At 60.9% G+C, this 24,711-nt stretch carries 27 protein-coding genes and 3 pseudogenes; 11 read left to right on the plus strand and 19 right to left on the minus strand.

The features are described from left to right. Positions 1–9: 9 nt before the first annotated feature. The 8 genes and pseudogenes from KAQ61_RS05280 to KAQ61_RS05315 all read right to left on the minus strand — a co-directional run. The gene (locus KAQ61_RS05280) at positions 10–1,245 is read right to left on the minus strand and encodes a TolC family protein (protein WP_043387434.1); all 1,236 of its coding nucleotides are present in this window, start codon (positions 1,243–1,245) and stop codon (positions 10–12) included. A 147-nt stretch (positions 1,246–1,392) separates the two neighbouring features. Continuing rightward, a complete protein-coding gene (locus tag KAQ61_RS05285; protein ID WP_210930710.1) occupies positions 1,393–1,848 on the minus strand; it encodes a hypothetical protein in 456 nt (151 codons plus the stop codon). A gap of 105 nt (positions 1,849–1,953) precedes the next feature. Continuing rightward, complete coding sequence (locus KAQ61_RS05290) at positions 1,954–4,221, minus strand: copper-transporting P-type ATPase (RefSeq protein ID WP_081770866.1); 2,268 nt, start codon at positions 4,219–4,221, stop codon at positions 1,954–1,956. Positions 4,222–4,479: 258 nt separating this feature from the next. Beyond that, a complete protein-coding gene (locus KAQ61_RS05295) occupies positions 4,480–4,983 on the minus strand; it encodes a c-type cytochrome (protein ID WP_043387424.1) in 504 nt (167 codons plus the stop codon). Positions 4,984–5,250: 267 nt separating this feature from the next. Continuing rightward, complete coding sequence (locus tag KAQ61_RS05300) at positions 5,251–5,520, minus strand: DUF2933 domain-containing protein (RefSeq protein WP_043387422.1); 270 nt, start codon at positions 5,518–5,520, stop codon at positions 5,251–5,253. A 91-nt stretch (positions 5,521–5,611) separates the two neighbouring features. After that, positions 5,612–5,953, minus strand: coding sequence for a copper-binding protein (locus KAQ61_RS05305; protein WP_043387420.1), 342 nt, complete (start codon positions 5,951–5,953; stop codon positions 5,612–5,614). Between the two features lie 111 nt (positions 5,954–6,064). Next, positions 6,065–6,562, minus strand: a complete 498-nt coding sequence (locus KAQ61_RS05310; protein ID WP_154164482.1) for a cupredoxin domain-containing protein — start codon at positions 6,560–6,562, stop codon at positions 6,065–6,067. Positions 6,563–6,595: 33 nt separating this feature from the next. Next, positions 6,596–6,994 (minus strand): annotated as a pseudogene (locus tag KAQ61_RS05315) (copper oxidase); the annotation flags it as partial. 381 nt (positions 6,995–7,375) lie between these two features. Between KAQ61_RS05315 and KAQ61_RS05320 the strand changes: the two are divergent. Together KAQ61_RS05320 and KAQ61_RS05325 are read left to right on the plus strand one after the other, a co-directional pair. Continuing rightward, positions 7,376–8,059: a heavy metal response regulator transcription factor gene (locus KAQ61_RS05320; protein ID WP_038213848.1), complete on the plus strand. Its 684-nt coding sequence runs from the start codon at positions 7,376–7,378 to the stop codon at positions 8,057–8,059. A gap of 2 nt (positions 8,060–8,061) precedes the next feature. Continuing rightward, the gene (locus KAQ61_RS05325) at positions 8,062–9,471 is read left to right on the plus strand and encodes a heavy metal sensor histidine kinase (protein WP_043387413.1); all 1,410 of its coding nucleotides are present in this window, start codon (positions 8,062–8,064) and stop codon (positions 9,469–9,471) included. Positions 9,472–9,718: 247 nt separating this feature from the next. On the opposite strand, the gene KAQ61_RS18710 is transcribed toward KAQ61_RS05325, so the two are convergent. Genes KAQ61_RS18710 through merT form a run of 3 tightly spaced genes read right to left on the minus strand, consistent with a single transcriptional unit; the run spans position 9,719 to position 10,617 of the window. Continuing rightward, on the minus strand, positions 9,719–9,946 hold the full coding sequence (locus tag KAQ61_RS18710; protein ID WP_079364968.1) for a GDCCVxC domain-containing (seleno)protein: 228 nt from the start codon (positions 9,944–9,946) through the stop codon (positions 9,719–9,721). Beyond that, the gene (gene merP, locus KAQ61_RS05330; protein ID WP_079364967.1) at positions 9,943–10,227 is read right to left on the minus strand and encodes a mercury resistance system periplasmic binding protein MerP; all 285 of its coding nucleotides are present in this window, start codon (positions 10,225–10,227) and stop codon (positions 9,943–9,945) included. Before merP ends, KAQ61_RS18710 begins: the two co-directional genes overlap by 4 nt. 15 nt (positions 10,228–10,242) lie before the next feature. After that, the gene (merT, locus tag KAQ61_RS05335; RefSeq protein WP_070401208.1) at positions 10,243–10,617 is read right to left on the minus strand and encodes a mercuric ion transporter MerT; all 375 of its coding nucleotides are present in this window, start codon (positions 10,615–10,617) and stop codon (positions 10,243–10,245) included. 42 nt (positions 10,618–10,659) lie between these two features. Between merT and merR the strand changes: the two genes are divergently transcribed. Further along, the gene (gene merR / locus KAQ61_RS05340; RefSeq protein WP_079364966.1) at positions 10,660–11,079 is read left to right on the plus strand and encodes an Hg(II)-responsive transcriptional regulator; all 420 of its coding nucleotides are present in this window, start codon (positions 10,660–10,662) and stop codon (positions 11,077–11,079) included. Between the two features lie 6 nt (positions 11,080–11,085). Here the strand turns inward: merR and tnpC are convergent, their stop codons facing one another. The 3 genes from tnpC to KAQ61_RS05355 all read right to left on the minus strand — a co-directional run bounded on the left by tnpC (position 11,086) and on the right by KAQ61_RS05355 (position 13,456). Continuing rightward, a complete protein-coding gene (gene tnpC, locus KAQ61_RS05345; RefSeq protein WP_179130010.1) occupies positions 11,086–12,630 on the minus strand; it encodes an IS66 family transposase in 1,545 nt (514 codons plus the stop codon). Positions 12,631–12,710: 80 nt separating this feature from the next. Next, positions 12,711–13,043, minus strand: a complete 333-nt coding sequence (gene tnpB / locus KAQ61_RS05350; RefSeq protein ID WP_210929725.1) for an IS66 family insertion sequence element accessory protein TnpB — start codon at positions 13,041–13,043, stop codon at positions 12,711–12,713. Then, complete coding sequence (locus tag KAQ61_RS05355; protein WP_143434174.1) at positions 13,040–13,456, minus strand: transposase; 417 nt, start codon at positions 13,454–13,456, stop codon at positions 13,040–13,042. The genes tnpB and KAQ61_RS05355 overlap by 4 nt, the downstream gene beginning before the upstream one ends. A gap of 225 nt (positions 13,457–13,681) precedes the next feature. Here KAQ61_RS05355 and KAQ61_RS05360 point away from each other — a divergent pair, with 225 nt between their 5' ends. The 6 genes from KAQ61_RS05360 to KAQ61_RS05385 all read left to right on the plus strand — a co-directional run bounded on the left by KAQ61_RS05360 (position 13,682) and on the right by KAQ61_RS05385 (position 17,156). Continuing rightward, positions 13,682–14,029 carry a DUF4148 domain-containing protein gene (locus tag KAQ61_RS05360; RefSeq protein ID WP_038215041.1) on the plus strand — a complete coding sequence of 116 codons (348 nt, stop codon included), beginning with the start codon at positions 13,682–13,684 and terminating at the stop codon, positions 14,027–14,029. A gap of 228 nt (positions 14,030–14,257) precedes the next feature. Next, the gene (locus KAQ61_RS05365) at positions 14,258–14,518 is read left to right on the plus strand and encodes a heavy-metal-associated domain-containing protein (protein WP_043387409.1); all 261 of its coding nucleotides are present in this window, start codon (positions 14,258–14,260) and stop codon (positions 14,516–14,518) included. 575 nt (positions 14,519–15,093) lie between these two features. Then, positions 15,094–15,378, plus strand: a complete 285-nt coding sequence (locus KAQ61_RS05370; RefSeq protein ID WP_210930711.1) for a CopK family periplasmic copper-binding protein — start codon at positions 15,094–15,096, stop codon at positions 15,376–15,378. Positions 15,379–15,875: 497 nt separating this feature from the next. Continuing rightward, positions 15,876–16,310 carry a hypothetical protein gene (locus KAQ61_RS05375; protein ID WP_137922067.1) on the plus strand — a complete coding sequence of 145 codons (435 nt, stop codon included), beginning with the start codon at positions 15,876–15,878 and terminating at the stop codon, positions 16,308–16,310. Between the two features lie 201 nt (positions 16,311–16,511). After that, positions 16,512–16,838: a DUF2933 domain-containing protein gene (locus KAQ61_RS05380; RefSeq protein ID WP_210930712.1), complete on the plus strand. Its 327-nt coding sequence runs from the start codon at positions 16,512–16,514 to the stop codon at positions 16,836–16,838. A gap of 18 nt (positions 16,839–16,856) precedes the next feature. Beyond that, positions 16,857–17,156: a heavy-metal-associated domain-containing protein gene (locus tag KAQ61_RS05385; protein ID WP_210930713.1), complete on the plus strand. Its 300-nt coding sequence runs from the start codon at positions 16,857–16,859 to the stop codon at positions 17,154–17,156. Between the two features lie 62 nt (positions 17,157–17,218). Here KAQ61_RS05385 and KAQ61_RS05390 read toward each other — a convergent pair. After that, positions 17,219–18,004, minus strand: a pseudogene (locus KAQ61_RS05390) (IS3 family transposase); the annotation flags it as partial. Positions 18,005–18,471: 467 nt separating this feature from the next. On the opposite strand from KAQ61_RS05390, the gene KAQ61_RS05395 reads away from it, so the two are divergent. Together KAQ61_RS05395 and KAQ61_RS05400 are read left to right on the plus strand one after the other, a co-directional pair. Next, entirely contained in the window at positions 18,472–18,825 is a 354-nt protein-coding gene (locus KAQ61_RS05395; protein ID WP_081770869.1) for a DUF4148 domain-containing protein, read from the plus strand. 70 nt (positions 18,826–18,895) lie between these two features. After that, positions 18,896–20,122 carry an IS256 family transposase gene (locus tag KAQ61_RS05400; protein ID WP_210929736.1) on the plus strand — a complete coding sequence of 409 codons (1,227 nt, stop codon included), beginning with the start codon at positions 18,896–18,898 and terminating at the stop codon, positions 20,120–20,122. Between the two features lie 135 nt (positions 20,123–20,257). On the opposite strand, the pseudogene KAQ61_RS18715 reads toward KAQ61_RS05400, so the two are convergent. The 4 genes and pseudogenes from KAQ61_RS18715 to KAQ61_RS05415 form a co-directional block, all read right to left on the minus strand. Then, positions 20,258–20,480: pseudogene (locus KAQ61_RS18715) on the minus strand (heavy metal translocating P-type ATPase); the annotation flags it as partial. Between the two features lie 183 nt (positions 20,481–20,663). Further along, entirely contained in the window at positions 20,664–21,050 is a 387-nt protein-coding gene (locus tag KAQ61_RS18720; protein ID WP_231499269.1) for a hypothetical protein, read from the minus strand. Positions 21,051–21,062: 12 nt separating this feature from the next. Continuing rightward, positions 21,063–21,443 carry a hypothetical protein gene (locus KAQ61_RS05410; RefSeq protein ID WP_043387453.1) on the minus strand — a complete coding sequence of 127 codons (381 nt, stop codon included), beginning with the start codon at positions 21,441–21,443 and terminating at the stop codon, positions 21,063–21,065. 65 nt (positions 21,444–21,508) lie between these two features. Further along, entirely contained in the window at positions 21,509–24,697 is a 3,189-nt protein-coding gene (locus tag KAQ61_RS05415; protein ID WP_043387450.1) for a CusA/CzcA family heavy metal efflux RND transporter, read from the minus strand. Between the last annotated feature and the right edge of the window lie 14 nt (positions 24,698–24,711).

The following is a 24,711-nucleotide window of genomic DNA, read 5'->3' on the forward strand; positions in this document are numbered from 1 at the left end:
GGTCTCCACTCAGTCCGCGATCAGGCTGTTCAGTCGGGCGACGAGGCTGTCGCGCTGCGCTCCGAGGTCGATCAGACGCATGCGCGTCTCCAGCACCTGGGCGCGTGCACTGAGCACAGCGCTCAGGTCCCCCTTGGCGGATCGGTAGTTGCTCAACGCAAGCGCCGCTCGGTTCCGTACCAGCTGCAAGCCGGCGGTCTGCAGGCGGTCGATCTGGCTGTTCAACGCTTGGAGTTCGGCGGCGCTGTCGTCCAACTCCTGCAAATGTCGCCGCGCCACGTCTTCGCGTTCGGCGTCCAGACGCTCCAACTCGTGCCGTTTTGCCTCGATCATGGGCACTTGGCGTCGATCTTTCTGCCAAGGCAGATCGAATGTCACCTGAAATGACACCATGTCGCCCCATCGGCGATCACGCCGGCTATAGGCTATCTCCCAGGCCCAATCGCCGCGGGTCTCTGATTGGGCTTCGCGGGACTCGGCCCGGGCCATGCTTTGCATCGCCGGATAGAGTTCAAGCTCCGCGTGATTCGCCAGTTCTGTGCGCAGTTGCGCGACGGGGCGAGTGAGCGGGCCTGGATCGCCTTGCAGTGCTTCGTCGGCCCTGGAGCCCACCCAGCGCCGCAATGCGGCCCTGGCCTTGGCCCGGTCCCGCTGTAGATCGTCACGGCGGTCCGTGAGTGTCAGCGCCTCCTGTTGCGCGACCAACAGGTCGCCAGCCTGGGCGGTGCCGCCGGCGACGCGAGCGGGGAGACTGTCTTGCAGGCGCTGGTTCTCCGCGAGCAGTTCCGTCAGCAGTATCTCCCGTTGCTCCACCGCCTGCGCGGCGATCCACGCCAGGCTGAGTTCCTGGCGGATCTGCAATCGCTGCAAAACCAGCGCCGCGCGTTCTCGATCCACACGCGCCTGCGCGCTGGCGACCTGGGCGTCGCGCTTGGCCCTGTTGGGCACTTCCTGCATGAGCGCCAAGCGCTGCATCGTCATGGATTCGCGCGTCATGCTCCAGCGATCCATGCCGCTGATGGGGTAGTTTTCGATGCCGAGCGAGAGCTTGGGATCGGGCAGCGAGCCTGCTGCCTTCTGCACGGATTCGGCGACGTTAACCTGCAACTGCTGCGCGCTTATGCGCGGGCTCTGCTGCTCCGCGATAAGGCGTGCCTCAGCAAAATCGAGGGCGTAGGCTACAGGCGAAACAAGCGCACTGCCCGCCAATGCGATGCTGATAGCTTTCAGACGATGCAATCGCATCGAGGCCGGCGTTGTGCCTCGGCCGTACGCCGACGGGCGCCCCTCGGGGGCGCCAAAAAAGGGAGTAAACATGGTTGTCCTCGGAATTGGTATTCACGAAATCACGTGGTCTGCCGCATCGGTGCGCAGCGAGCACGGATCGGCGTGTCAATTCCGCAGGACTTGGAGCGTGAGGTAGATCGGCGGAAAGCCCGCTCGATGGTCGGGCGGGACATAGGCGACGTGCTGCCCGGCTGCCGCGTGGGATTCGATCACGGCCGGAAGCATGTACGCGAACCAGACCGCCTGGGCAGCGAGACTCTGGACGTCCAAGCCTTGCAATGAAGGCACCGGCTTGCCATCGCCGCTGCAATGTGCTCGGCACAACTGCGGCGCCTCACCGTCCATGGTTCCCGGCATGGCGTGGCAGTCCGGCATACCGGACATGCTGGCGGCATCCTCCATGGCGATGCCTGCCATCTGCATTGATGCGACGTGCGTGTCCGAGTCCAGTTTGGGGCAGGCATACATCGCCAATGCGACCTGCGAAAAGAGCAAGGTCACGACGAGACCGCTGGCAATCCAGCGGCCCCATTGCGTGATGATGCGTCTAAAGCAGATCATGGGGATATGTTAGCCAGGTGATTGTGTTGTGGAATTGATGTCAATCAATCTAAAGACTTGATTTTCGAGTTGTTCGACTTGATAGCGGCTCCAAATCATCCTGGGCTACTTCACGCCGCGCAACCGAAGCGCATTGAAAATCACAGAAGCAGAACTCAGGCTCATCGCCAGCGCCGCGATCAATGGGGAGAGAAGCCAGCCCGTGAACGGATAGAACACGCCAGCCGCGATGGGTACACCGATGCCGTTGTAGACAAAGGCGAACAGCAGGTTCTGCCGCATGTTGCGTACCGTGTCGATGGAGACCTCGCGGGACGAGGCGATGCCGCGCAGATCACCCTTCACGAGGGTGATCTGGCCGCTGTTCATTGCAACGTCGGTGCCCGTGCCCATGGCGACGCCCACATCGGACTTGGCCAGGGCCGGCGCATCGTTGATGCCGTCTCCCGCCATGGCAACCACGTGACCTTCCTTTTGCAGTTTGTCCACCAGCGCCAGCTTGTCAGCGGGTTTGACCTCGCCGTGCACTTCATCGATGCCGAGCTTGGCCCCCACGGCCTTGGCTGTGGTAAGTCCATCTCCAGTCGCCATCACGATGCGCAGACCGCTGGCGTGAAGGGTTCGGATGGCATCGGGCGTACTGGCCTTGATGGGGTCGGTCACGGCCAGGATGCCCGCGAACACGCCGTCTACGGCCAAGTGCATGATGCTGGCGCCTTCACCGCGCAACCGTTCTCCGTCGGCACGCAGTGCAGAAACCGCCACTCCTTCCTGCTCCATCAGTGCCGTATTGCCCAATGCCAGGCGCCGTCCCTCCACCGTTCCGCGCACGCCGATGCCGCTGCCCGACTCGAAATCAGAGGGCTTGGCCAGTTGCAAGCCCTTGGCTCGCGCAGCGCTGACGATCGCGTCTGCCAGCGGGTGCTCGCTGCCCTGGTCCAGACTGGCTGCCAGCCTCAGCACTTCATCGGGCGTGAAGCCCGGAGCCGCAATGGCTGTATCGAACGCGGGTCTGCCTTCCGTGAGCGTGCCGGTCTTGTCCACGATCAGGGTGTCCACCTCGCGCATCTTCTCGATCGCACCGGCATCGCGAAACAGCACGCCCTGCGTCGCGGCGCGGCCGGTGGCGACCATCACCGACATCGGCGTGGCCAAGCCCAACGCGCACGGGCAGGCAATGATCAGCACAGCCACCGCGTTGATCAGCCCGAACACCCAGCTAGGCTCCGGCCCGAACAGACCCCAGACAAAGAACGTGGCGATGGCGACCAGTACGACCACCATGACGAACTTGCCCGCCACCACGTCGGCCATGCGTTGCATGGGGGCCTTGGAGCGCTGGGCAGACGCGACCATCTGGACGATCTGCGACAGCATGGTGGCCGCCCCGACTTTCTCGGACTGCATAATCAGCGCACCGTTGGTGTTGAGGGTAGCGCCGATCAGCTTGTCGCCAACCCGCTTGCTCACAGGTACCGGTTCACCGGTCAGCATGGACTCATCGACCGCGCTGCTGCCTTCTGTGACCGTGCCATCGACCGGGATCTTCTCGCCGGGACGCACGCGCAGCAGATCGCCGACGTGTACGTGGTTGAGAGGCACATCTTCTTCACTGCCGTCCGCATTGATGCGCCGGGCGGTCTTCGGCGCCAACCCCAGCAGGGACTTGATCGCGGCCGATGTCTGGGAGCGGGCTTTCAGCTCGATGATCTGGCCCAGCATGGTCAGCGAAATAATGACCACCGCGGCCTCGAAGTACACGGCGACGCGACCCATCGCCACGAACGATTCGGGAAACACACCCGGGGTCACCGTGGCAACAACGCTGTAGACGAATGCCGCGGCCGTTCCCAGGCCGATCAAGGTCCACATGTTCGGGCTGCGGTGGACGATCGACTGCCAGCCCCGCACGAAGAATGGCCAGCCGGTCCAGAGCACGACGGGGAGCGACAGCAACAATTCGACCCAGGTCTGCGTTGCCATGCTGAACAAGCCAAGGCGATGGCCCCACATCGCAAGAACCGTGACGATCACAGTAAGCGGCAGCGTCCACCAGAAGCGTCGCTGAAAATCCTTCAACTCGCTGTTGTCCTCTTCATCCAGCGGAATGATCGGCTCCAGTGTCATGCCGCACTTGGGGCAATTGCCCGGATGGTCCTGCCGGACTTCCGGGTGCATCGGGCAGGTATAGGTGGTGCCGGCAGGCGCTTCCTGCGGTGCGGCGGCAGGCGCCACAGGAGCCGACTCACGAGCAGCGTGAGCGTGGTGGTCGTGGTGGCGGTGGTCGCCATGCGCAACTTGCCCTTCGGGCACCAGGTGCATCTGGCACTTGGGGCAGCGCCCCGGATGGTCCTGCCGCACTTCCGGGTGCATCGGGCAGGTGTAGGTAACTGCGGTACCAGCCAATCCTGGTGTGCCATCGATGGCGGCGGCAGCATTGGTCGCTACTGGACGTTCGACCGAAGAAGCTGCGTCCCTTTTGCCGTGCGTATGCTTATGCGTGTGGTCGTTCATACCCGTGCTTTCGTAAATTCTGGCTTGATTATTAGCCTTGCCATTGTGTGAAGGTCAAGCCAATATCCTGGCGAGCAATTCCGTCTAGCCTATTGCAGTATCCGGTTGCGTTGCTGGTTATCGATTCAGCGACTTGCGGTATTGGGAATTGATCACGTCGTGACGGCGCCGAACCTCAAGAGGCCATTGGGACTTTATCCATGACAACGCGGCCACGATCTCGTCGTCGCTCAGTACCTTGTCGTAGACCGGCATGGCCGTCCGGTAGTCGGGCTGCTCAATCAACTTCGCCAAGCCGTATTTGGTGATGGCGAACAGCTGTTCATCGGGGTGATGCCAAGTGTGGCCGCTGGGGTCGTGGGGCGGCGCTGGCAAGAGACCATCAGGTCCGCGGTCTCGCCAGTTGGGCTGGCCTTCGCCCTTGACCCCATGGCAGGCCGCACATTGCTGTGCATAGATCGCGGCGCCGAGTCGCAGCACCTGCGGATCTTCTGGCCGGAGGCTGCGCGTGGGCGGAACCGCTGGCGGAGCACTCTTGAGAAGATGGAAGTAGCTGCCTGCCGCTGTGGCGATCAAAGCAAGCAGTCCTGTCGTGATCCAGACCAACTGCTTCAGCTTCATGGTTCGCTCCCTCCAGGTACCTGTGTTGCAGGATGCGACTTTGCGGTTCACCGGCGGTTCCCAGGTGCAGCCAAGCGATCCCATGCGAACGGAGGTGCGGCGCGCGGCACGCTCACTAGTGGCAGACCCGGAGAATGCAGTGGGCCCTTCCTGCTGGCATAGCGTGTCAGTTGCGTGTGCAACCGCGTTCGGACTGGCTGAACGGCCGAAGAGAGGCGAAGCGGTCAAAGAGACGCAGGCATAAGGCCTACCCCGCGCGGCCCATGGTCAGTCCCTGTCGGAATTCGACCGCCTGCCCTCGTCGGACCCAGGGGATTGGTTGCCATGTCCGCCATGCCCCTTGTGCATGAATACGTGCATCAGCGGACAGGCCAACAGCAGCGCATAGGGCCACCACTGCTGTAGATGGGCCCGGTGTTCGGTCCAGAGGAAGTACCCGGCAACGATACCGAGGACGAGCATTCCCAGGGTGTAGCGCGAACGCCAGAAGCCACTGCGTCGATCGCTGGTATGGGGGGAGGAGTGGTCGTGATGCATGATGACTTTTCAGCTACCGGGAAACAATGAGCAAGCGGACACGGACTGCCGACCCATCCTCATCCGCATCGCAGCCTTCCGCATATTCGCCTCAGTTCGCTGGACGTATATCCGTGACGACCATTTTTCCGCCGTCGTTGACGACCATGAATTTCACCTTGTCCCCGGGCTTGAGGTTGGAAAGCAGTCCCTTGTCCTTGGCGGTGAAAACCATGGTCATTCCAGGCATGTCCAGGTGCTTGATATCGCCATGCTTGATGGTGACCTTGCCGTTGTCCAGGTCCACCTTCCTGATCTCACCGTCTGTCAGCGACGCTTGTTGAGAGGCCTCTGCCTTGGGCGATTCGGATGTGGTCTGGGCCATCCCGCTCATGGGCAGGAAAATGCCGAGCGCGACGGCGGAAACGGAGAGAAATTGCTTGAAGCTGTTCATGACGACCTCACGGGCGCGAGTTGAAAAATGTCTGCTGATCTGCCTTGCGGATCAGCAGGACGTGGGAGAGGTGACACAGTCACCGTGCATCCTTGATGAAGCGGCGTGGTTCTACTTCTTGCTGACCTGAACGAGGCCCTTCATGCCAGCTTCGTAGTGGCCGGAAATCAGGCAGGCGAAGTTCACACCGCCAGCTTTGGTGAACTGCCAGACGATCTCGCCTTGCTTGCCAGGCTGCAGCGTGACCTTGCCGGGCTCGTCGTGCTCCATGTCCGGGAATTTCCGCATCTGCTCCAGATGCTCAAGCAGTTCCTTCTCGGTGCCCAAGCTGAGTTCATGCTTGACCTTGCCGGCGTTCTTGACGATGAAGCGAACGGTCTCGCCCTGCTTGACCTGAATGTTCGAGGGGGTGAAACGCATGGTGTCGCTCATCTCGATGGTGATCGTGCGGCTGGCCTTGGCGGCGACACCGGGCTTTCCGATGGCGGTTTCCTCTCCATCACCGTGGCCATGGCCACCGGCATGGTTGCCTGCGGCCATGGCGGCCCCCGAAGCAGTCAGCGCGGCGGCAGCCAGCAGGCGGTAGAAGGTGGATCGCGTGAACTTCATGGATGATCTCCAGTTAAAAACGAAGGGAAGAAATCAGTGCGCACCATGTGACGTCGGCTTGCGCACCTTGACCTCGGTTGGCGTCGCGGGCTTGCGCTCGCGCGGCATGGACTGACCGCCTTCTGCGCTGAAGCGGGCTGGCTCAGCCAATGGGCCGGTGTATTCGTGGGCGACCGTGCCTGCCGGATGCTTGAACCAGCCGGGGTCCTTGTAGTCACCTGGCTGCTGGTCCCTGCGTACCTTGAGCACGCTGAACATCCCGCCCATCTCCACCGAACCGAACGGTCCTTGTCCCGTCATCATGGGCACGGTGTTGTCTGGAATGGGCATTTCCATCTCAGCCATGTCTGCCATTCCGCGCTCGCCCATGACCATGTAGTCGGGGATGAGCTTGTTGACCTTCCTGGCGAGGCCGGTGTGATCCACGCCGATGCCTTCGGTGAACGCGCTGGCTTCGTCGTTCACGCGGCTGATGTTCTGATCCAAGCTGACGCTGGCGCATCCGGTCAGAACGGCGAAGCCAAGGCCGGACAGGGCCAATCTGGCATGAGTGGTACCTCCGGCGTTGAGGCTTGCGCGAAGGACGCCCCCGCGAACAGCGCCAAAACCCAGGGCAGGGACGCCCTGACAGACGGCGAAAGATTTGAAGTGACCATGGTTTCCTCTGCAAGAATCTTTGATCTCACGATGTAAAGATTCTGAAGAGGGCACCCTGTCACCCAGATGTTCCGGACATTACATTGTTGTTGTCTTCATGTCAGGACGCTTTAAGTTCGGCACACTCTCGTTCAATGCTGTGAACGGAGAGCGAACGTGAAGATATTGGTTGTTGAAGACGAGCCCAAGACGGGGGAGTACCTCCGGCAGGGATTGACCGAAGCGGGATACGTTTCGGACCTTGTGCCTAACGGCGCAGACGGGCTGCATCTGGCTTTGCAGGGTGAGTACGACCTGGTGATCCTGGACGTCATGCTGCCGGGGTTGAATGGCTGGCAGGTCTTGCAGTCCCTGCGCGACCGTGGCCTTGAGATGCCCGTCCTGTTCCTGACCGCCCGCGACCAAGTGGAGGATCGGGTCAAAGGGCTGGAGCTTGGGGCCGATGATTACCTTGTCAAGCCCTTCTCGTTTGCGGAGCTGCTGGCCAGGGTTCGGATCATTCTGCGGCGCGGTCATGCCGGCAATGAGGGCACCATGCTCAAGGTGGCCGATTTGGAGCTGGATCTGTTGCGTCGCCGTGTCTCCCGCAACGGCAAGCGTGTTGACTTGACAGCCAAGGAGTTTGGCTTGCTGGAGCTGCTGATGCGCCGCCACGGTGAAGTGCTGCCACGCTCCCTGATCGCCTCGCAGGTCTGGGACATGAACTTTGACAGCGACACCAATGTCATCGAAGTGGCGATGCGCCGCTTGCGCGTGAAGATAGATGAGGGGCACGCCGTCAAGCTCATCCAGACCGTGCGGGGCATGGGCTACGTGCTGGACGTACCAGAGGAGGAATAAAGGTGCAGCGACAACAGCGCCTGGGCAGGCTTTCGTTGACCCGCCGTTTAACCCTGTTCTTTACCGTGGTGGCGGCTATCGTCGTGCTCGGGCTGGGATTGTTGTTCCTGGCAGAGACTCAGCGTCATTTTGTCGTGCTCGATCAGATGGCTTTAGAGGACAAGAGGCAGTTGATCGAGGAAATTCTGGGTAATGCCAATTCTGTGAACGACGCGCGCTCCCGCTTGAGCGACGCTTTGGGATACCACCATGATCTCTATGTCTTGGTAAAAGATGCTCATCAGGAGACCGTCTTTCAGTCCTCACATTCCGAGCTTGGTGTGCAGCGTAGTAAAGCCATCCACACCGATGCGAAGGGGACATTTGGGGTGTGGCGCAACCACGATGCCGAGTTTCACACGCTGAGCTTCCAATCGCTTTCGGGCTACTCTGCATCGGCGCTGCAGGTATTGATCGCGACAGATACCAAACACCACACTGAGTTCCTGGATGGTCTTCGTAGCAGCTTGGCCTTGTATGTCGCCGCAGCCATCGTTGTATGCGGCTTACTGTCCTGGCTGGCTGCGCGACAGGGGTTGGCACCGCTGCGCGAGATGAAGTCACGCGCCGCAGTGGTGACAAGCCATAGGCTGTCCGAGCGCATGCCAGTAGGGGCTGTGCCGGTAGAAATGGCAGACCTTGCGCAGGAACTCAATCGCATGTTCGATCGGCTGCAGGATGACTTTCAGCGGCTGACAGACTTCTCATCCGATCTGGCTCATGAATTGCGCACGCCCATCAGCAATCTTCTGACCCAAACGCAAGTAGCGCTGGCGACCAAGCGCGACGCCGCGACGTATCGTGACACCCTGGCCTCCAACGCCGAGGAGTTTCAGCGGCTGGCTCGCATGGTGTCCGACATGCTGTTCCTGGCGAAGACTGAGCGCGGCGTCGATCTGCCGCACAAGGAGGTGTTCTCCGCGCGCAAGGAAGCCCAGGCATTGCTGGACTTCTACGAGGCGGTAGCGGAGGAGAAAGCCATCCAACTACAGCTACACGGCGATGGCCAAATTGATGGCGATCGCTTGATGTTCCGCCGCGCGCTGAGCAACCTGCTCTCCAACGCTTTGCGCTACACCCCGAATGCAGGCGCAATCACAATCGGCATTTCGAGCACTGGCCACGCTACCTCAGTAGCGGTGGAGAACACGGGGCAAGATATTGATCCCAAAGTCCTGCCCCGCTTGTTTGATCGCTTCTTTCGCGCCGACCCCTCGCGTGCCCATCCTGACTCCGATGGAAGCGGCTTGGGCTTGGCCATCACGCGTGCCATTGCAGAGGCCCACGGCGGCAGCGTCGACGCAGCCTCGTCCCGAGGACATACATGCTTCACCCTGTGGTTTCCCCATCGCAACGCCCATCCACAATCCTGAGGTGTCAAGGGTGATCGGATCGGGCGAGGGCGATGCATAGCGCGGCTTGGCCCAATCATTCCACTGCGTCATGCGCCTTCATTGCTGGAGTATCCAACTCGGCGTTGTGTCTTGTCCTAGAGGCCGCTTCAACACCTGGTCGCTGAGCCTGATCTCGCCTTCCGAATCTTCGGAGCGGTGGCGCTATCAGTATGCGTCCGGTTATCCCATCTTGACATGGGCCGCTCACAGATAGCTTAGCAAGAGATCAAGCCGCGGGTTTACAGCAACCAGCTTCACCACCGATCTGGATTGGTGGGCAGGGAACGGATCCGTACGAGCAGAACACACAGCAGTCACCGGCCTTCGGGCGCAAGACGGCGTGGCACCCTTCGCACTCATAGAACCATTGGCAGGCATCGGTGGGCATCTCTTCGGTCTTCATATGACCGCACTCGGGGCAGGTGAAGACAGAGGTCAGGATGACATCGCTCATGGGTTTACAGACACAACAGTGGACGGGAATCCGGCGTTCTTGGTCGCACTGGTCAGGGCCTCAACCTTCACCTTGGCACTGTCAAACACCACTGTGGTTTCCCGCTTGGGCAGGTTGGACTTGACGTCGATGACCCCATCGATCCGGGTCAACGCCAATTTGACGGTGATTGGGCAGGTCGGGCAGTTCATCCCTGGCACCGAGAGGACCGCACTCTGCTGGGCCGCCCAGCTCGGCCCGATGAGTAGCATTGCCGCCGCAGGGATGATCCATCGTTTCATTGCAGAACCCTTCATTCAGTAGAACCAGTGGGCGATCCAGGGGAACGCCAATGAAATTCCCAGTAGTAGGACTACCAGCAGGAACAGCACCTTGTAGGACCGGTTGACCATGGGGCGCTCACAGACCTGGCCCACATCGCACGCTACCGCAGGGCGCCATATCCGGCGTCCTGCAACCACCAAGGCAATCGCCGCCGCCCCCATGAACCACGGTTGATAAGGCTCCAGCAGCGTCAGAGAGCCGATCCAGGCCCCGGAGATGCCCAGCATGATCAGCACCAGGGGGCCCAGGCAGCAGGCGGAGGCGAGCAGCGCCGAAATACCACCAGCAATCAGGGCCTTGCCGCCGCCAGTGGTCTGGCCCGGGTGGTCGGTAGATGTTGTAGACATGCGATAAGCTTACTTCCGTACCAAAGTACAGAGTCAAGCGCCATGACCCATACCCCTTCACAGTCCGACGGCAGCATGACGATCGGAGATCTCGCGAAAGCGGCCGGTGTGAACGTCGAGACCATCAGGTTCTATCAGCGCAAAGGGCTGATGCCAGAGCCGGACCGTCCTGTGGGCAGCATCCGGCGCTATGGCCGAACCGACCAGTCGCGGCTCAGCTTCATCAAGTCAGCGAAGCGGCTGGGATTCAGCCTCGACGAGACCGCGCAACTGCTTCAACTGGAGGACGGGGAGAGTTGTACCCAAGCTCGGCGGCAAGCGGAGTCTAAGCTGGCAGAAGTCAGGCTCAAGCTAGCCGACCTCCAACGCATGGAGGCTGCACTCTCTGGCCTGATTCTGCTTTGCGGCTCTGGCAAGGGGAATGTGCGCTGTCCGCTGATCGCAGCCATGGAGGGGCACTAGATTCGATCAATCGGTTGAGGGATTCCAGCGATGCGGCAGCAGCTCACCGATACGGCTGTTGGGCCAGGTCGGCAGCCTGTCCATCACATCCTTGAGATAGGCATACGGATCAAGGCCGTTGAGCTTGGCCGACTGGATCAGGCTCATGATGGCAGCGGCTCGTTGCCCAGCCCGCAGGCTGCCCGCAAACAGCCAGTTCTTGCGGCCCAGCGCAATCGGGCGCATCTGGTTCTCGACCCAGTTGTTGTCGATCGGTATCCGCCCATCCTCCAGGAACCGGGTGAGCGCAGGCCAGCGGCGCAGGCTGTAATCCATGGCCTTGGCCGTGGCCGACCCACTGGGCACCTTCCCTCGGTGTTCTGTGAGCCAGAGGTGTAGGCGATCCACCGCCGAGCGGCTCTGCTGCTGCCGTATGCGCAGCCGCTCATCTGCCTCTACCCCCTGAGCCTGTCGCTCGGCCTCATAGATCTGTCCGATCAGGGCCAGCGCCTGCTCAGCGAGCTGACTCTTGTTGGCCGTGTGGAGCTCAAAGAACTTGCGCCTTGCATGGGCCCAGCAGCCTGCCTCCTGGATCTGTTCACCCATGAGCTGCTTGTACCCGGCAAAGTCATCGACCAGCAGCGTGCCCGCCCAGCCCTCCAGGAAGGAGGCGGGATGGCGCCCGGCCCGGGTCTCGCTGAAGTCATAGACCACCGCCCTGGTCTGCTCGTGCCGCCCTGGTGTGTAGGCCCACAGGTAAGCCCGCTGGGTCTTGCCATCTCTCTGAGCGGCCGGCTTGAGCATCTGCACCGGCGTCTCGTCGGCGTGCAGGACGGCGTGGGCAAGCACCTCTGCGCGCAGGGCGCTGGCCAGCGGTTGGAGTTGTACGCCACAGCTGCCCACCCACTGCGCCAGGGTGGAGCGTGGGATCGGCACACCAGCGCGGGCGTAGATAGCCTCCTGGCGGTGCAGGGGTAAGTGATCGGCGTACTTGGCCACCAGCACATGGGAGAGTAAGCCCGTGGTGGCCAGCCCCTTGTCGATGATGTGCGCATCCACCGGGGCCTGTCTGAGCGTCTGGCAGCAGGCGCAGGCCCACTTGCCCCGCACGAAGCGGTGGACCGTGAAGACGCCTGGGGTGTAGTCGAGCTTCTCGGCCACGTCCTCACCGATGCGCTTCATCGGCTGGCCGCAACACTCGGTGGAGGTAGGCTCATGGCGCAGTTCCTGGCGGGGAAGCTCCGGGGGCAGGGGTTGGCGCCTGGGCTGCTGGCGGGTTACCTGCTCGGCTGCGGGCTGGCCTGCGTCGCCCATCTGTTCGATCTCGAGCGCCACCGCCTGCAGATCCTCATCGAGGGCGTCCTCAAGGAGGCTGCGCTGCTCAGCGCTGAGCGCCTCGCTGCGGGCAGCGAACTTCATGCGCTTGAGCATGGCGTTCTCGAAGGTGAGCTTGTCGAGCAGCGCCTGCTTGTGGCGCAGCTCTGCAGACTGCTGCTGCAGCTGGCCCATCAGGCCCAGCACCAGTTGGCGCGTGCCCTCGTCCATGCTCTGCAGATCCACCGCTTCGTTCATGGCAGTGATCATGACCGGTGCCAGTGGCTGTGCCCATTGGCACATTCACGAATTGAAGAGCGCACACGCCCCGTTCAAGATCACAGCACCGTGATGACACCTGCCTGCCCAAGGCGCTGCCAGGGTAGGCCCGTGACCAGGGCTTGTAGCTGCTCCTGGCTCAGTGGCAGGCGGGGAGTGCTGGAGTTGCCCCAGACAAACCGGCCCTGATGGAGCCGGCGTGCAACCAGCCAGACGCCAAAGCCGTCGTGGACCAGCACCTTCATGCGGTTGGCTCTGGCGTTGGCGAACAGGTAGGCGTGATGGGGGTGGGCTGCGCCGAAGACTTGTACGACACGGGCCAGAGCGGTCTCTGTACCCGCTCGCATATCCAGGGGTTCACAGGACATCCACACCGCATCGATGCGGATCACCGCAGCACCTCGCGCAGCAGGGTCCCGCAGTGCTCGAGTGGGCACTGTACGCTCACGATCAGGTCACCGCGGCGCAGTTGCAGCTCAACCGGTCTCGGGGCGGTGGGAGCAGTCTGATCCGCGCTGCCTGCGGGCGCTTGGGGCACGGCAGGACTGAGCAGGTCCAGGGGCACGGGAGTGAACCTGGGCTGCATCGCTTGCGCGATCTGGCTACCCGGCATCCCAAGAGGCGCTCGGTATGCAGCGCCGGCCTCCCTGATCCAGCGGTGGACCATGTTGGAGTGCAGCCCATGGGCCAGAGCAACACCGCCCACGCTCGCTCCGGGTTGGCGGCACTTGGCCAGCACCTCGGCCTTGAAGTCTTTGCTGTACTCACGGCGGCGCGGTCGCCCTTCGTTTGAAATCTGTTCCATCGTCTCCACGATCCTCCAATCGTGGGGACGATGCCCGCTTCTCAACTCACATTCAAGATGGGTTGACCGGACGGATACCGCTATCACGCTCGGGAAAGCTGACAGAAATCTCACCGTGCTGTCCCGCTTCTGTTGGGTAGCGGTCTCTACGATGAACACATCTCCTCATCGCCTACCAAGCGGACGGGAGATGCAAGTTCATCGACTTTTACAAGGACTCCTATCATGACTCAACGTAGCCACTCCATCTCTTCCATGATTGCAGCCGTAGCCGCGGCTGCCGCCCTGGGGTTGCCGGGAATGGCCTCGGCTGAATACTTGCATCCGACTAGCGACGAAGTCGGCGTGGTCGTTCACGCGGATCACTTCAAGAGCGAGAAAACCCGTGCGCAGGTCCGAGCCGAGGCCGAGGCTGCGGTACAGCAGGGACTCCTCAATTTCGGCGAGGGCAGCTACCCGCCTCCGGTGCCCAGTGCCGGACCGGGCAAGACGCGCGAAGAAGTGGTTCGCGAGCTGCTGAGCGAGACGCCGGCGGAGCGGAACGCACGCATGCAGCTCTACAGTGGAGGCTGATTGTCGGTTAGGGCGAACGGCGGAGAGCCGAAGAGCATCCAACCTCGTACAAGATGAAGCCGCCGCGGCGCTGCGCGGCGGCTTCACTTTACGAGATGCTCGATGAGAAGCCCAGCGTCTGCTCCGCTTGGAGTGGGCCCTCGATGGGAGGCCAGAAACTGACACTTGACATTGCCACGATGGCAAGGTCTAGAGTCAGCAGCACCTAACCACTGACGGAGAGAACCAATGCTTGCATTCGAGGTGAACGATATGACCTGCGGCCATTGCGCCAGCACCATCACCAAGGCGGTCAAGACCATCGACCCAGGTGCAGATGTCCAGGTCGACCTGGGCCGCCATTTGGTGAGCGTGGCAACCGATGCGAATGCGGGCATCGTCCAGAAGGCGATTGCCGACGCTGGGTATTCGCCCGCTCAGGTGAACGCGCCGGCTGCTGCACCGGCATCCGCTGTCAAGCGAGGGGGCTGTTGTGGCTCCTGCCACTGATTGCGGGGCAAGAGCCCGCACGCTCACGTGAGCCCGTCTGGGAGGGCTACTATGGTCTGGCCGACCGTTCCTTCGGCGCAAGGCCCACGGTAGACCCGCGTGTCCCCGTCTGAAAGAGCGCGGGTGGAGCTCGAGCTGATGGCCGTGGCATTTCAGTCGATGCCGTCGACCAAGGTGGTGCAGCCGCGTGGATGTCTCTGAGCGCTCGGGCACGGAACAGCTCGGGCTGTACTACTTCGGTTGGCGGCACGCATGCAGAGCCCCGTCCGCGTGGCCGAAATCAGGTGCTTGATGTGCGAGTGGCCCAGGGCTCGTGTGCCACCGTCGCCCGGCTTGCTCGGTGAACACGCCTTGGATGGGCCATTTACTGCGAGCGGGAAGTCCTATGACGAGCCGGTGGTCCAAGGGCTTTCGGCGGGAGCATGCCGTTTCGGTGTGTTCGCTGCTTGCAGAGCCTATCTCTTTGGGGACGCCGCATTACCGCAATGTAATCATGGCGCAATCGCTTGGAAAGCGACACGCTCCTACAGTGATGACGCGACGCAAGTTGCCGTCGTTTCACAAAGGAGCTGATCATGAAGTCTTATATCGTCCTCGCCACTCTGTTGGGCGCGCTTTCCGCACCGGTGTTCGCCGGTGATGCCGCAGTCCAGGCTGCCAAGGAGATGATTCCGTTGGCCGATGGAGGAACGCTCTACATCTTCAAAGACGGCCTCATGGCGCAGGAAGACCGCTTTGGCCGCGCGACGTATCAGAAGATCGGTACGTCCGTGGTTGCGAAGGACGGCCGGAACATCGCCATCACCAGCAATGAAGTTGCACGCCTCTACTCTTTGCTTCGGAAGGGGCATCGCGGCTGACTCAGCGGCACTCGGGCTGAGCTTGTGTCGCAGCCTTATAGGTCTACATACGGGCTGTGAGGCCACCGGCGTTGCGCGCCGCGAGCATCTCGGATGGTCATTGGGGCGAGAGGTTCGGCGGGGCCTGAAGACAAACACGTTGGTGGTGCCCGTACGAATGTTGCAGAGGGGGCAACAGAGGGCGCCGTCACAGACGCGCTGGACTCGCTTCTTGCTCTTCGCCGCGTCAGGTGATCTCGCGTGACGGGCGCTTCGGGCGGGTGCGGTGGGGTCAGGAGCAGAGGTCTTGGTAGTCCCTACGTTGGCAGACCGGTGGCGCAAGCTCGGCCTGCGTATGGAATGCAACCTTCCCCATGCGCCGAACTTCGGCTTTTCCCCACCCGGACCATTTCTGTAGTCCGTAGTCAGGTACGGAATGGAAGTTTGACTAACATCAAATAACTGGAGTGGATCTGGTTCTATTCTGAGCCTCAAACTACGCTTGCCTTACATCAACCATGCTTCGCAACCGCCGCCAACTTCGCCGCTGGGCCATCCAGGTGCTCCTGGTGTGGTTGTTCGGCATCGTGACGGGGATCGCGCACGCATGCGCCGTACGGATCGTGGATGACCAGCGTGGGTCAGCTGACCCCCATCACGAAGCGGCGGCTGTCGACCGCACGTCACATTCGCATGCCCAAGCTCTTGTTTCTGACGCAGATACAGGTGAGCAAGCGAACTGCCTTGATTTCTGCGAGAAGGTCTCGTTGAGCGCCCAGCCGTTGAAGGGCAAACTGGACCCGAATGCGGAGGCTCTCGCGACGGCCGTTCTCTTAAGCGCGTCCCCCGATCTGGTTGACTGGCCCGCAGCCACATTTGTGCGGCTGGGCGACGCGATTCAGCAGCACCGAGGACCCCCGCTGCGGATTGCACTCCAGCGGTTGGCTCTATAGCCACTCAGATTCTCTCGACGTCTGCCCCCCGCTGCCAGGGATCGGGGCATCTGCCCCGGTGCTGAGCGCAACGCTGTTTAGCTGTTGGCCTGGTCGCCGTACATCCCCCAGTCGAGCGCCCGGCCTCAAGACGGCAACCCGTGCACGACCACGGGAGATTCCACGAACCATCAGATCCCATCCTCACCAAGGAGCACCGTCATGACCCTGCCATACGACCCGAAGCAGAACGGTCGAAACGGCCCGAACTGGTCTCGCATCAACCAGTGGCTGCTGTGGCTCGGCCTCGCCGCCGCCGTTGCCTGGATGTTCTACCGCCACAACGCCCATCTTCTGCAACTGCTTCCCTTCCTCTTCATCCTCGCCTGTCCGTTGATGCACATCTTCGGCCATGGCAGTCACGGCGCACATGGCGGTCATGACCATCAAGATCAGCCGCCAAGGGGCGATGAAGAGGGTTCGCCTGCGCGCCAATCAGACGACCGGAGCCGCCCGAAATCCGTCGGCCAGTCCGGGCACCACCACTGAAACCACCGGAGCATCATCATGGAAACCATCGAACTCAAGGTTGCCGGCATGACCTGCGCCTCCTGCGCGAACTCGGTCAGCAAGGCGCTCAAGCGCGTAGCTGGTGTGCAAGACGTGCATGTCGATCTCGCTCGCGGCGCAGCGAGTGTCACCGGCGACCAGACGGCCCAGAAGACGCCTGAGCTGATCGCGGCCTTAGCTGCCGCGGGCTACGAGGCATCCGCTGATTCCTCGCCGGGCATTGCGGCGGGTGCTGGTGCCTCCCATGCGCCGACCGCTGCCCGTTCAAAGGGGCATGGCGGCTGCTGCTGCCGCTGATCGACGCCATGGACTGTTGATTTCCACGCAGAACTGACCCGCGGGTCAGTTTTGCGTGGAAATTAACAATTTAACGGGTTTTGCATCAGCCTCTGGGCATAGGCAGCAGGCGTGAGTCCGCCAAGCGATCTCTTGGACCGCTCTTCGTTGTATTCCCGGCGCCAGGCTTCCACGATTACCCGGGCATGCGCCAGACTGGTGAACCAATGTTCGTTCAAGCACTCATCCCTAAAGCGCCCGTTGAATGATTCGATGTAGGCGTTCTGGTTGGGCTTGCCCGGCTCAATCAGAAACAGCTGAACACCTCGGGCATGAGCCCATGTCAGCATGGCGCGGCTACAGAACTCCTTGCCGTTGTCGGTTCTGATCGCGTTGGGTAGTCCCCTTGTGCTGGCCAGTCGCTCCAGAATGCGCACCAGTTGGTTGCCACCCAAGGCCCGCTCCGGCACGATGGCCACGGCCTCATGGGTTGCATCGTCCACTATCGTCAGGTTTTTGATGCTGCGTCCTTCTGCTGTGCAGTCAAAGACAAAGTCCATGGACCACACCTGGTTGGCAGCTATCGGGCGTACCAAGGGATGGCGCTCCGATATCGGGATCTTCTTGCGCCTGCGTTTTTTGACTTGAAGACCGGCTTGGGCATACAGACGATCCACCCGCTTGTGATTCACGATCTCTCCGGCCTGGCGCAGCTTCAGGTAGATCATGCCGGCCCCGTAGCGGCGATGACGCTGCGCCAGAGCGATGATCTTTTCTTTCAAAGCGCAGTTGTGGTCGCAGGCGGGTTCGTAGCGCAGGGCGCTGGCGCTCATGCCGATGACGCGCAGCGAACGGCGTTCGCTCAGTCCGCAGCTGTGATGAAGCGTACTTTGCAGCATTGCCGTTTGCACAAATGCAGGCGGCATAACCCCGGTGATCTCGCTTAGCAACTGGACTCAATTGTTCAAACGACCGGGACCACTTCTGTCTAGCGTGAAATGCGCAGCCTTGCCAACATGACCGAGGTCATGGTCGTGACCTACTGAGGAGCGCAAGGTTACCCCTTGGAAGGCGTGCCCGGCGAGACGTTGTCGACAACACGAGCCTGCGAGGGAATGCGGCATGATTGAACGATGCCCTGCACAACTGGCCCAGCCAGCGGTGCCGCACTGTCCGAAAAAACTTGACCACGACACTTGAACGTGCACATGACAGCATTGTCATTTCTGCGTTGGTGTTTTGTCGGAGACGAATTTCTACACTTGAGCCATCTTCTCCTCCTAGGTGCATTGCAGCTTTAAGGAGAGTGTTCTTAACTGAAAAAAGGATGGTTTCCATGTCACAACGTCGTCTCACTTGGTCTTCTTTGATTGCTGCTGCAGCAGCAACAGCGGCATTGGGTATGCCCGGCATGGCCGCAGCCAGTGGCTATTGGCATCCGGCAAACAATGAAGCAGGTGTCACCACGCACCCCGACCATTTCAAGAGCAGCAAGACGCGTGCTGAGGTCCGTGCTGAGGCTGAAGCTGCCATGCGTCAACAAGGCGGTCTTTCTCGCTTCAATGCGAATAGTTATCCGGCCCCTGTACAAGCCAATGGTCCGGGAAAAACTCGCCAGCAAGTCATTGACGAATTGGTGAATGAGACGCCTGCTGCGCGCGCGGAGCGAGAAAGCATGTGGAGGAACTGAGGAGGGTGTGCAGAATTTTGTGTAAACGGACAATCCACCGCCGGCGCAAGCCGGGCTGTCCGTAAACACAATGAACACCAAGAAACACGACGTACCCGAAGAACTGCTGTCTGGCCTGCTGGCCAACTACAAGAAGCCTGAAGACCTCATCGGCGAGAACGGCCTGCTCAAGCAACTGACCAAGCTGCTGGTCGAGCGAGCTTTGGACGCTGAGCTGACTGAGCACCTGGGCCATGAACGCAACGAGGCGGTGGCCAACCCCGCTGGCAACACCCGCAACGGCAAGAGCAAGAAGACCCTCAAGGGCGAGTTCGGCGAATTGCCCATCGAAGTGCCACGCGACCGCCATGGCAGCTTCGAGCCTCAGCTCATCCCCAAGCACCAGACCCGCTGGGCCGGCTTCGACGACAAAATCATCTCGCTGTACGCCCGTGGCATGACGGTGCGCGAGATACAGGCCCACCTCGAAGAGATGTACGGCACCGAGGTCTCACCCAGCCTGATTTCCTCGGTGACAGATGCCGTGGCCGACGAGGTCAAGGCCTGGCAGGCCCGGCCGCTGGAGCCGATTTACCCCATCGTCTATCTGGACTGCATCCACGTGAAGGTGCGCGAGGGCGCGGTGCGGGTCAAGGCGGTGTACCTGGCCATCGGCATCACCATGACGGGCGAGAAGGAGGTGCTGGGTCTGTGGCTGGCGCAAACCGAGGGAGCCAAGTTCTGGCTGCAGGTCGTGACCGAACTGCGCAACCGGGGCGTGCAGGACATCTTCATTGCCTGTGTCGATGGGCTCAAGGGTTTCCCTGACGCCATCGAGGCGGTGTTCCCCAAGGCGGTGGTGCAACTGTGCATCGTTCACATGGTGCGCCACAGCCTGAACTACGTCTCATGGAAGCGCCGCAAGGAAGTGGCGGCCGACCTGCGCCGCATCTACACGGCCGCCACCGCCGAGGAGGCCGAACTGATGCTCGCAGAGTTCGAGGCCCGATGGGATGCCGAGTACCTGCCCATCGGCCAGTCCTGGCGCAGGAACTGGAGCCGCTTGACCCCGTTCTTTGACTACCCGCCGGAAATCCGCAAGGTCATCTACACCACCAATGCCATCGAGTCGGTGAACATGAGCCTGAGGAAGCTGAGCAAGAACCGGGGCTCGTTCCCCAGTGACGAGGCGCTGACCAAGCTGTTCTACCTGGCGCTGCGCAACATCAGCCAGAAGTGGACCATGCCCATCCGGGATTGGAAGGCCGCACTGACCCGCTTTACCATTCAGTTCGGAGACCGCATCTCCGTCAATTGAAGTCCGACCCGTTTACACAAAAATTCGGACACCCCCGAACTGAGCGAGGATTTGTGATCGCGAAGTCATCTGATATCGCGCTCTCTTTTCCCGTTCCGGTGGACGCAGCGCTTATCGACTTGTTCAGATTTCTGAGATGCGCTCGCCAGGCCGCAGGCGCACGATGGTTCCTACCGCCACGGCAGCGGTCTGCATGCGCCGCCATTGCCCGTCGGCTTGCTGTACCTCGGCCATCCTGCGGCGTCAGGTCTATAAGGCTCTTGATAGCGTTGCGAGCACAGTCCACGGCCCGGGCTTCAATGAGCTTGGCAATGGCATACAGTGCCATCACCATCGCTGCCTCAGGCCATTGACCCATCGACCCGGGAGACTCGTGCTTCTCTTGGAAGCGTCACCGCGCCTTCTCGCAGGCTTCGGGTATAGGAAAACATCCCTAGCCCGCTCGGAGCAGCGACTGGGTGCAGTGCAATAACGCCCAGCATTCAGTCATCGGAGGGGCCCTGTAATCAGCCCGGCGGGCCCAAGTTCAGCCCCTTCGCTTTCAGCGTCGATGGCGGGGGCGCGGTTTCCTCGGGGTTCTGCACTTCAAGCGCAGCGCCTGGCGATCTCTCAGTCTTTTGGTCAAGCGCCGGCTGTACTTGGTTCGCACATCCAGTGGGGGATGGAGTTTCAGCCACAGATGCCGCAGTCTCCAAAATACGAACACGGAGATCAACAAGCTGATCCATATCCAGAACAGCTTGGCAAAAAGCCCATCCTGGGCCACCTGCAATGACATGGATTGCTTCTCTTGCCAGACCTTGACAGGAACACGTGAAGCGCCGAGACGGTGGACCGTGCCCGCCATTGCGATGTCGCAACACTGGACGAGCAACGTTAGGCGCAGGAAGTGGAATCGCCACCCGATATCTCGGAACGGGGATTCCATGCGCCTTTCGTGTTACTTCAGCGTGAAGCGGACGGAAGCGACGGATTTGCCCGCCTTGGAGACTGCGACCACGGCTTTGGTACCGGCAGGGACTTTGAAGCTCCCAGAGGCTTCCAGCTTGCCGTCACCAGGTTGGAGTTGCACATCCTGCTTATCGCTGCCAGCCAAAAGCGTGACCTTTGCGGTCATCCCTGCGACGGCAACGGACTTGCCGTGGTCGCGCATGTAAAGCTGCAACTTGTCCGCTGTGGCGACAAATTCGTATTCGACATCCTTTGCTTCGGCAACAGCGCCTCCGTGCATGGGCTTTGCATCGTGACCATGGTTGTCAGCCGCGATGGCCGTGCTTGAGATCGATACCGCCAGGGCGAGAATGAGTTGAGAGATTTTCATTAATGTTCCTTCGGAGCAAGGTTTAAGGAGATGAAAGGTCCCGCTGATCGCGGGACCTTTCACAACTACACGGGAGCGGTCACGTCCGGCGGGTGCGAGGGCTCGGCCGAAACGTCCTCATCTTTCTCATCGGGCCTGTGGGCCAGACGGTAGAGAATTGGCAACACGAGCAGCGTGAGCAGTGTGGAAGAGAGAATTCCGCCAATCACCACCGTCGCCAAAGGACGCTGGACTTCGGCCCCGGTGCCGGTAGCGATGGCCATGGGAATGAAGCCCAGCGAGGCAACAAGTGCCGTCATGAGTACCGGCCGCAAGCGGGTCAAGGCGCCCTCGCGGATCGCGGCATCCAGCCCCATGCCTTCTTCCCTCAAGGTACGGATATAGGAAATCATCACCAGTCCGTTGAGCACCGCCACGCCGGAAAGCGCGATGAAGCCAACCGCAGCCGAAATGGACATTGGAATGTCGCGAAGCCAAAGCGCGAGGATGCCACCCGTCAAAGCGAATGGGATGCCGGTAAAGACCAGCAGACCATCCTTTGCGTTCCCAAACATCGCGAACAGCAGCACGAAGACCAGCAGCAGGGATACGGGCACAACGATCTGCAGGCGCTTCGTGGCCGATTGCAGGTTCTCGAAGGTTCCGCCCCAGCTTGTCCAGTAGCCCGTAGGGATCTTGATTTGCGCCAGGCCTTGCTCGGCCTCCGCTACAAAGGAACCCACATCGCGTCCCCGCACGTTGGTGCTCACCACGATACGTCGTTTGCCGTTCTCGCGGCTGACCTGGTTGGGGCCGGGCGCAAGTTCGAATGTGGCGACTTCACCCAGTGGGATGAAATTCGTCCTGGCTTCCGTCCCGCTCACAGAACGTGGCAGCGGTATGGGCAGCCGTTTCATGCCTTCCAGGTCGTTGCGCAAGGCCTCGGGGAGACGAACAAGGATGTCGAATCGACGATCTCCCTCGAACATCGTGCCAGCCTCGCGCCCGCCGATGGCTGTGGCCACGGTATCCTGGATGTCAGCAACGTTCAGTCCATAGCGCGCGGCCTTCTGACGGTCGATGTTCACCGTCAGCATCGGAAGGCCCGTCGTTTGCTCGACCTTCACCTCGGATGAGCCCTGGATCTTCTGCAGCATTGCAGACACTTCTTCAGCGGACTTGTTCAGCACATCCATGTCGTCGCCGAAGATTTTTACCGCCACGTCACTTCGCACCCCCGAGATCAGCTCGTTGAAGCGCAGCTGAATGGGTTGAGAGAACTCATAGTTGTTGCCGGGAATTTTCCCAAGAACCTCCTGAATCGCAGCAAGCAGTTCGTCCCGGGTCTTGCGCGGCTCAGGCCATTCGTCCATCGGCTTGAGCATGATGTACCCGTCCGAGATATTCGGCGGCATGGGATCCGAGGCAATTTCTGCCGTGCCGGTTCTGGCGAAGATGCGTTCGATCTCGGGGAACTTCGCTTTCAGGGTCTTTTCGATCTGCTGCTGCATCGCAACCGATTGGGAAAGGCTGGTGCCCGGAATGCGCAGCGCCTGGATCGCGAAGTCGCCTTCATTGAGGTTGGGCACAAATTCACTGCCCATGCGCGTGGCGATCAACCCGCACAAGATCACGGCAACTGCTGCAATGGTCAGTACAACCGCCTTGGCGGCCATGACGCGGTCGAGCAGCGGGGCGTAGAGGCGCTTGGCATGGCCCAGCAGGAAGTTCTCCTTCTCGCTGACCCGATTGCCGATGAAGAGGGCCACGGCTGCCGGAATGAAGGTCACCGACAAGATCATTGCCCCCACCAAGGCGGCGACAACAGTGAATGCCATCGGGTGAAACATCTTTCCCTCAACGCCCGTGAGCGCGAAGATGGGCAGATACACCACCATGATGATCAACTGTCCGAACAGCAAGGGACGGCGCGACTCCTGGGATGCCAGGAACACTTCATGGAAGCGCTCCGCTCGCGTCAGCGGTCGACCGTGATGCGCCTGCGCATGGGCAAGACGCCGCACGCAGTTCTCCACGATCACGACCGCTCCATCAATGATGATGCCGAAGTCCAGGGCTCCCAGGCTCATCAGGTTGGCACTTACCTTGTACTGGACCATGCCCGTGAATGTGAAGAGCATCGACAAGGGAATGACCATTGCCGTGATGATCGCTGCGCGGATGTTCCCCAGGAACAGAAACAGGATCACGATCACGAGAACCGCACCTTCCAGCAGGTTCTTCTTCACGGTACTGATGGCCTTGTCGACGAGCACCGTACGGTCGTAGACCGTCACCGCATGCACTCCCTCAGGAAGGCTCTTGTTGACCTCGACCATCTTCTTGCTCACGGCCTGCGAGACGGTCCGGCTGTTTTCGCCGATCAGCATGAACACGGTACCGAGAACCACTTCTCGCCCGTTGTCCGTTGCGGCGCCAGTTCGCAGCTCCCGACCAATCCCCACTTCAGCCACGTCCCGGATGCGCACGGGCACGCCGTTGGCACTGCTGAGGATCACGTTGCCGATGTCTTCCAAGGACTTCACCTGCCCTGGTGCTCGAATGAGGTACTGTTCGCCGCGCTTTTCTATGTAGCCCGCGCCCACGTTACCGTTATTGCGGTCCAGAGCAGTGACCACATCCTGCAGCGTCACGCCCAGTGAAGCCAGGCGCTCGGGAATTGGCGCTATCTGATACTCCTTGGCGAAGCCACCAATGGAATTAATTTCCGTCACGCCCGGAACGTTTCGCAATTGCGGCTTGATGATCCAATCCTGGATCTCTCGCAGATCCGTAGCGGTGTAGGGACTCCCATCAGGTTTCTTCGCGCCGTCTTTTGTTTCTACTGTCCAGAGATAGATTTCCCCCAGCCCGGTGGATATTGGCCCCAGGGCCGGTGTGATGCCTACGGGCAGTTTGTCCCGCGCCTCCTGGATACGCTCGTTGACTAGCTGGCGAGCAAAATAGATGTCGGTGCCGTCCTTGAAAATGACGGTTACCTGCGACAGTCCATACCGTGAAAGCGACCTGGTTTGTTCCAGGTTCGGCAGGCCGGCCATGACCGTCTCGATGGGGTACGTGACCCGCTGCTCCGTTTCCAGCGGCGAGTAACCCGGTGCCTGCGTGTTGATCTGAACCTGTACGTTTGTGATGTCGGGGACAGCGTCGATGGGCAGCTTTTGATAGCTGAAAACGCCGAGCGCAGCCATGGCAAGGGCCGCAAGTAGCACCAACCATCGTTGTTCGATTGAAAATCGAATGAGTTTTTCAAACATGTATGGGCTCCGTG

This window comes from Comamonas aquatica, assembly GCF_018064205.1.
Lineage (GTDB): Bacteria > Pseudomonadota > Gammaproteobacteria > Burkholderiales > Burkholderiaceae_C > Comamonas > Comamonas aquatica.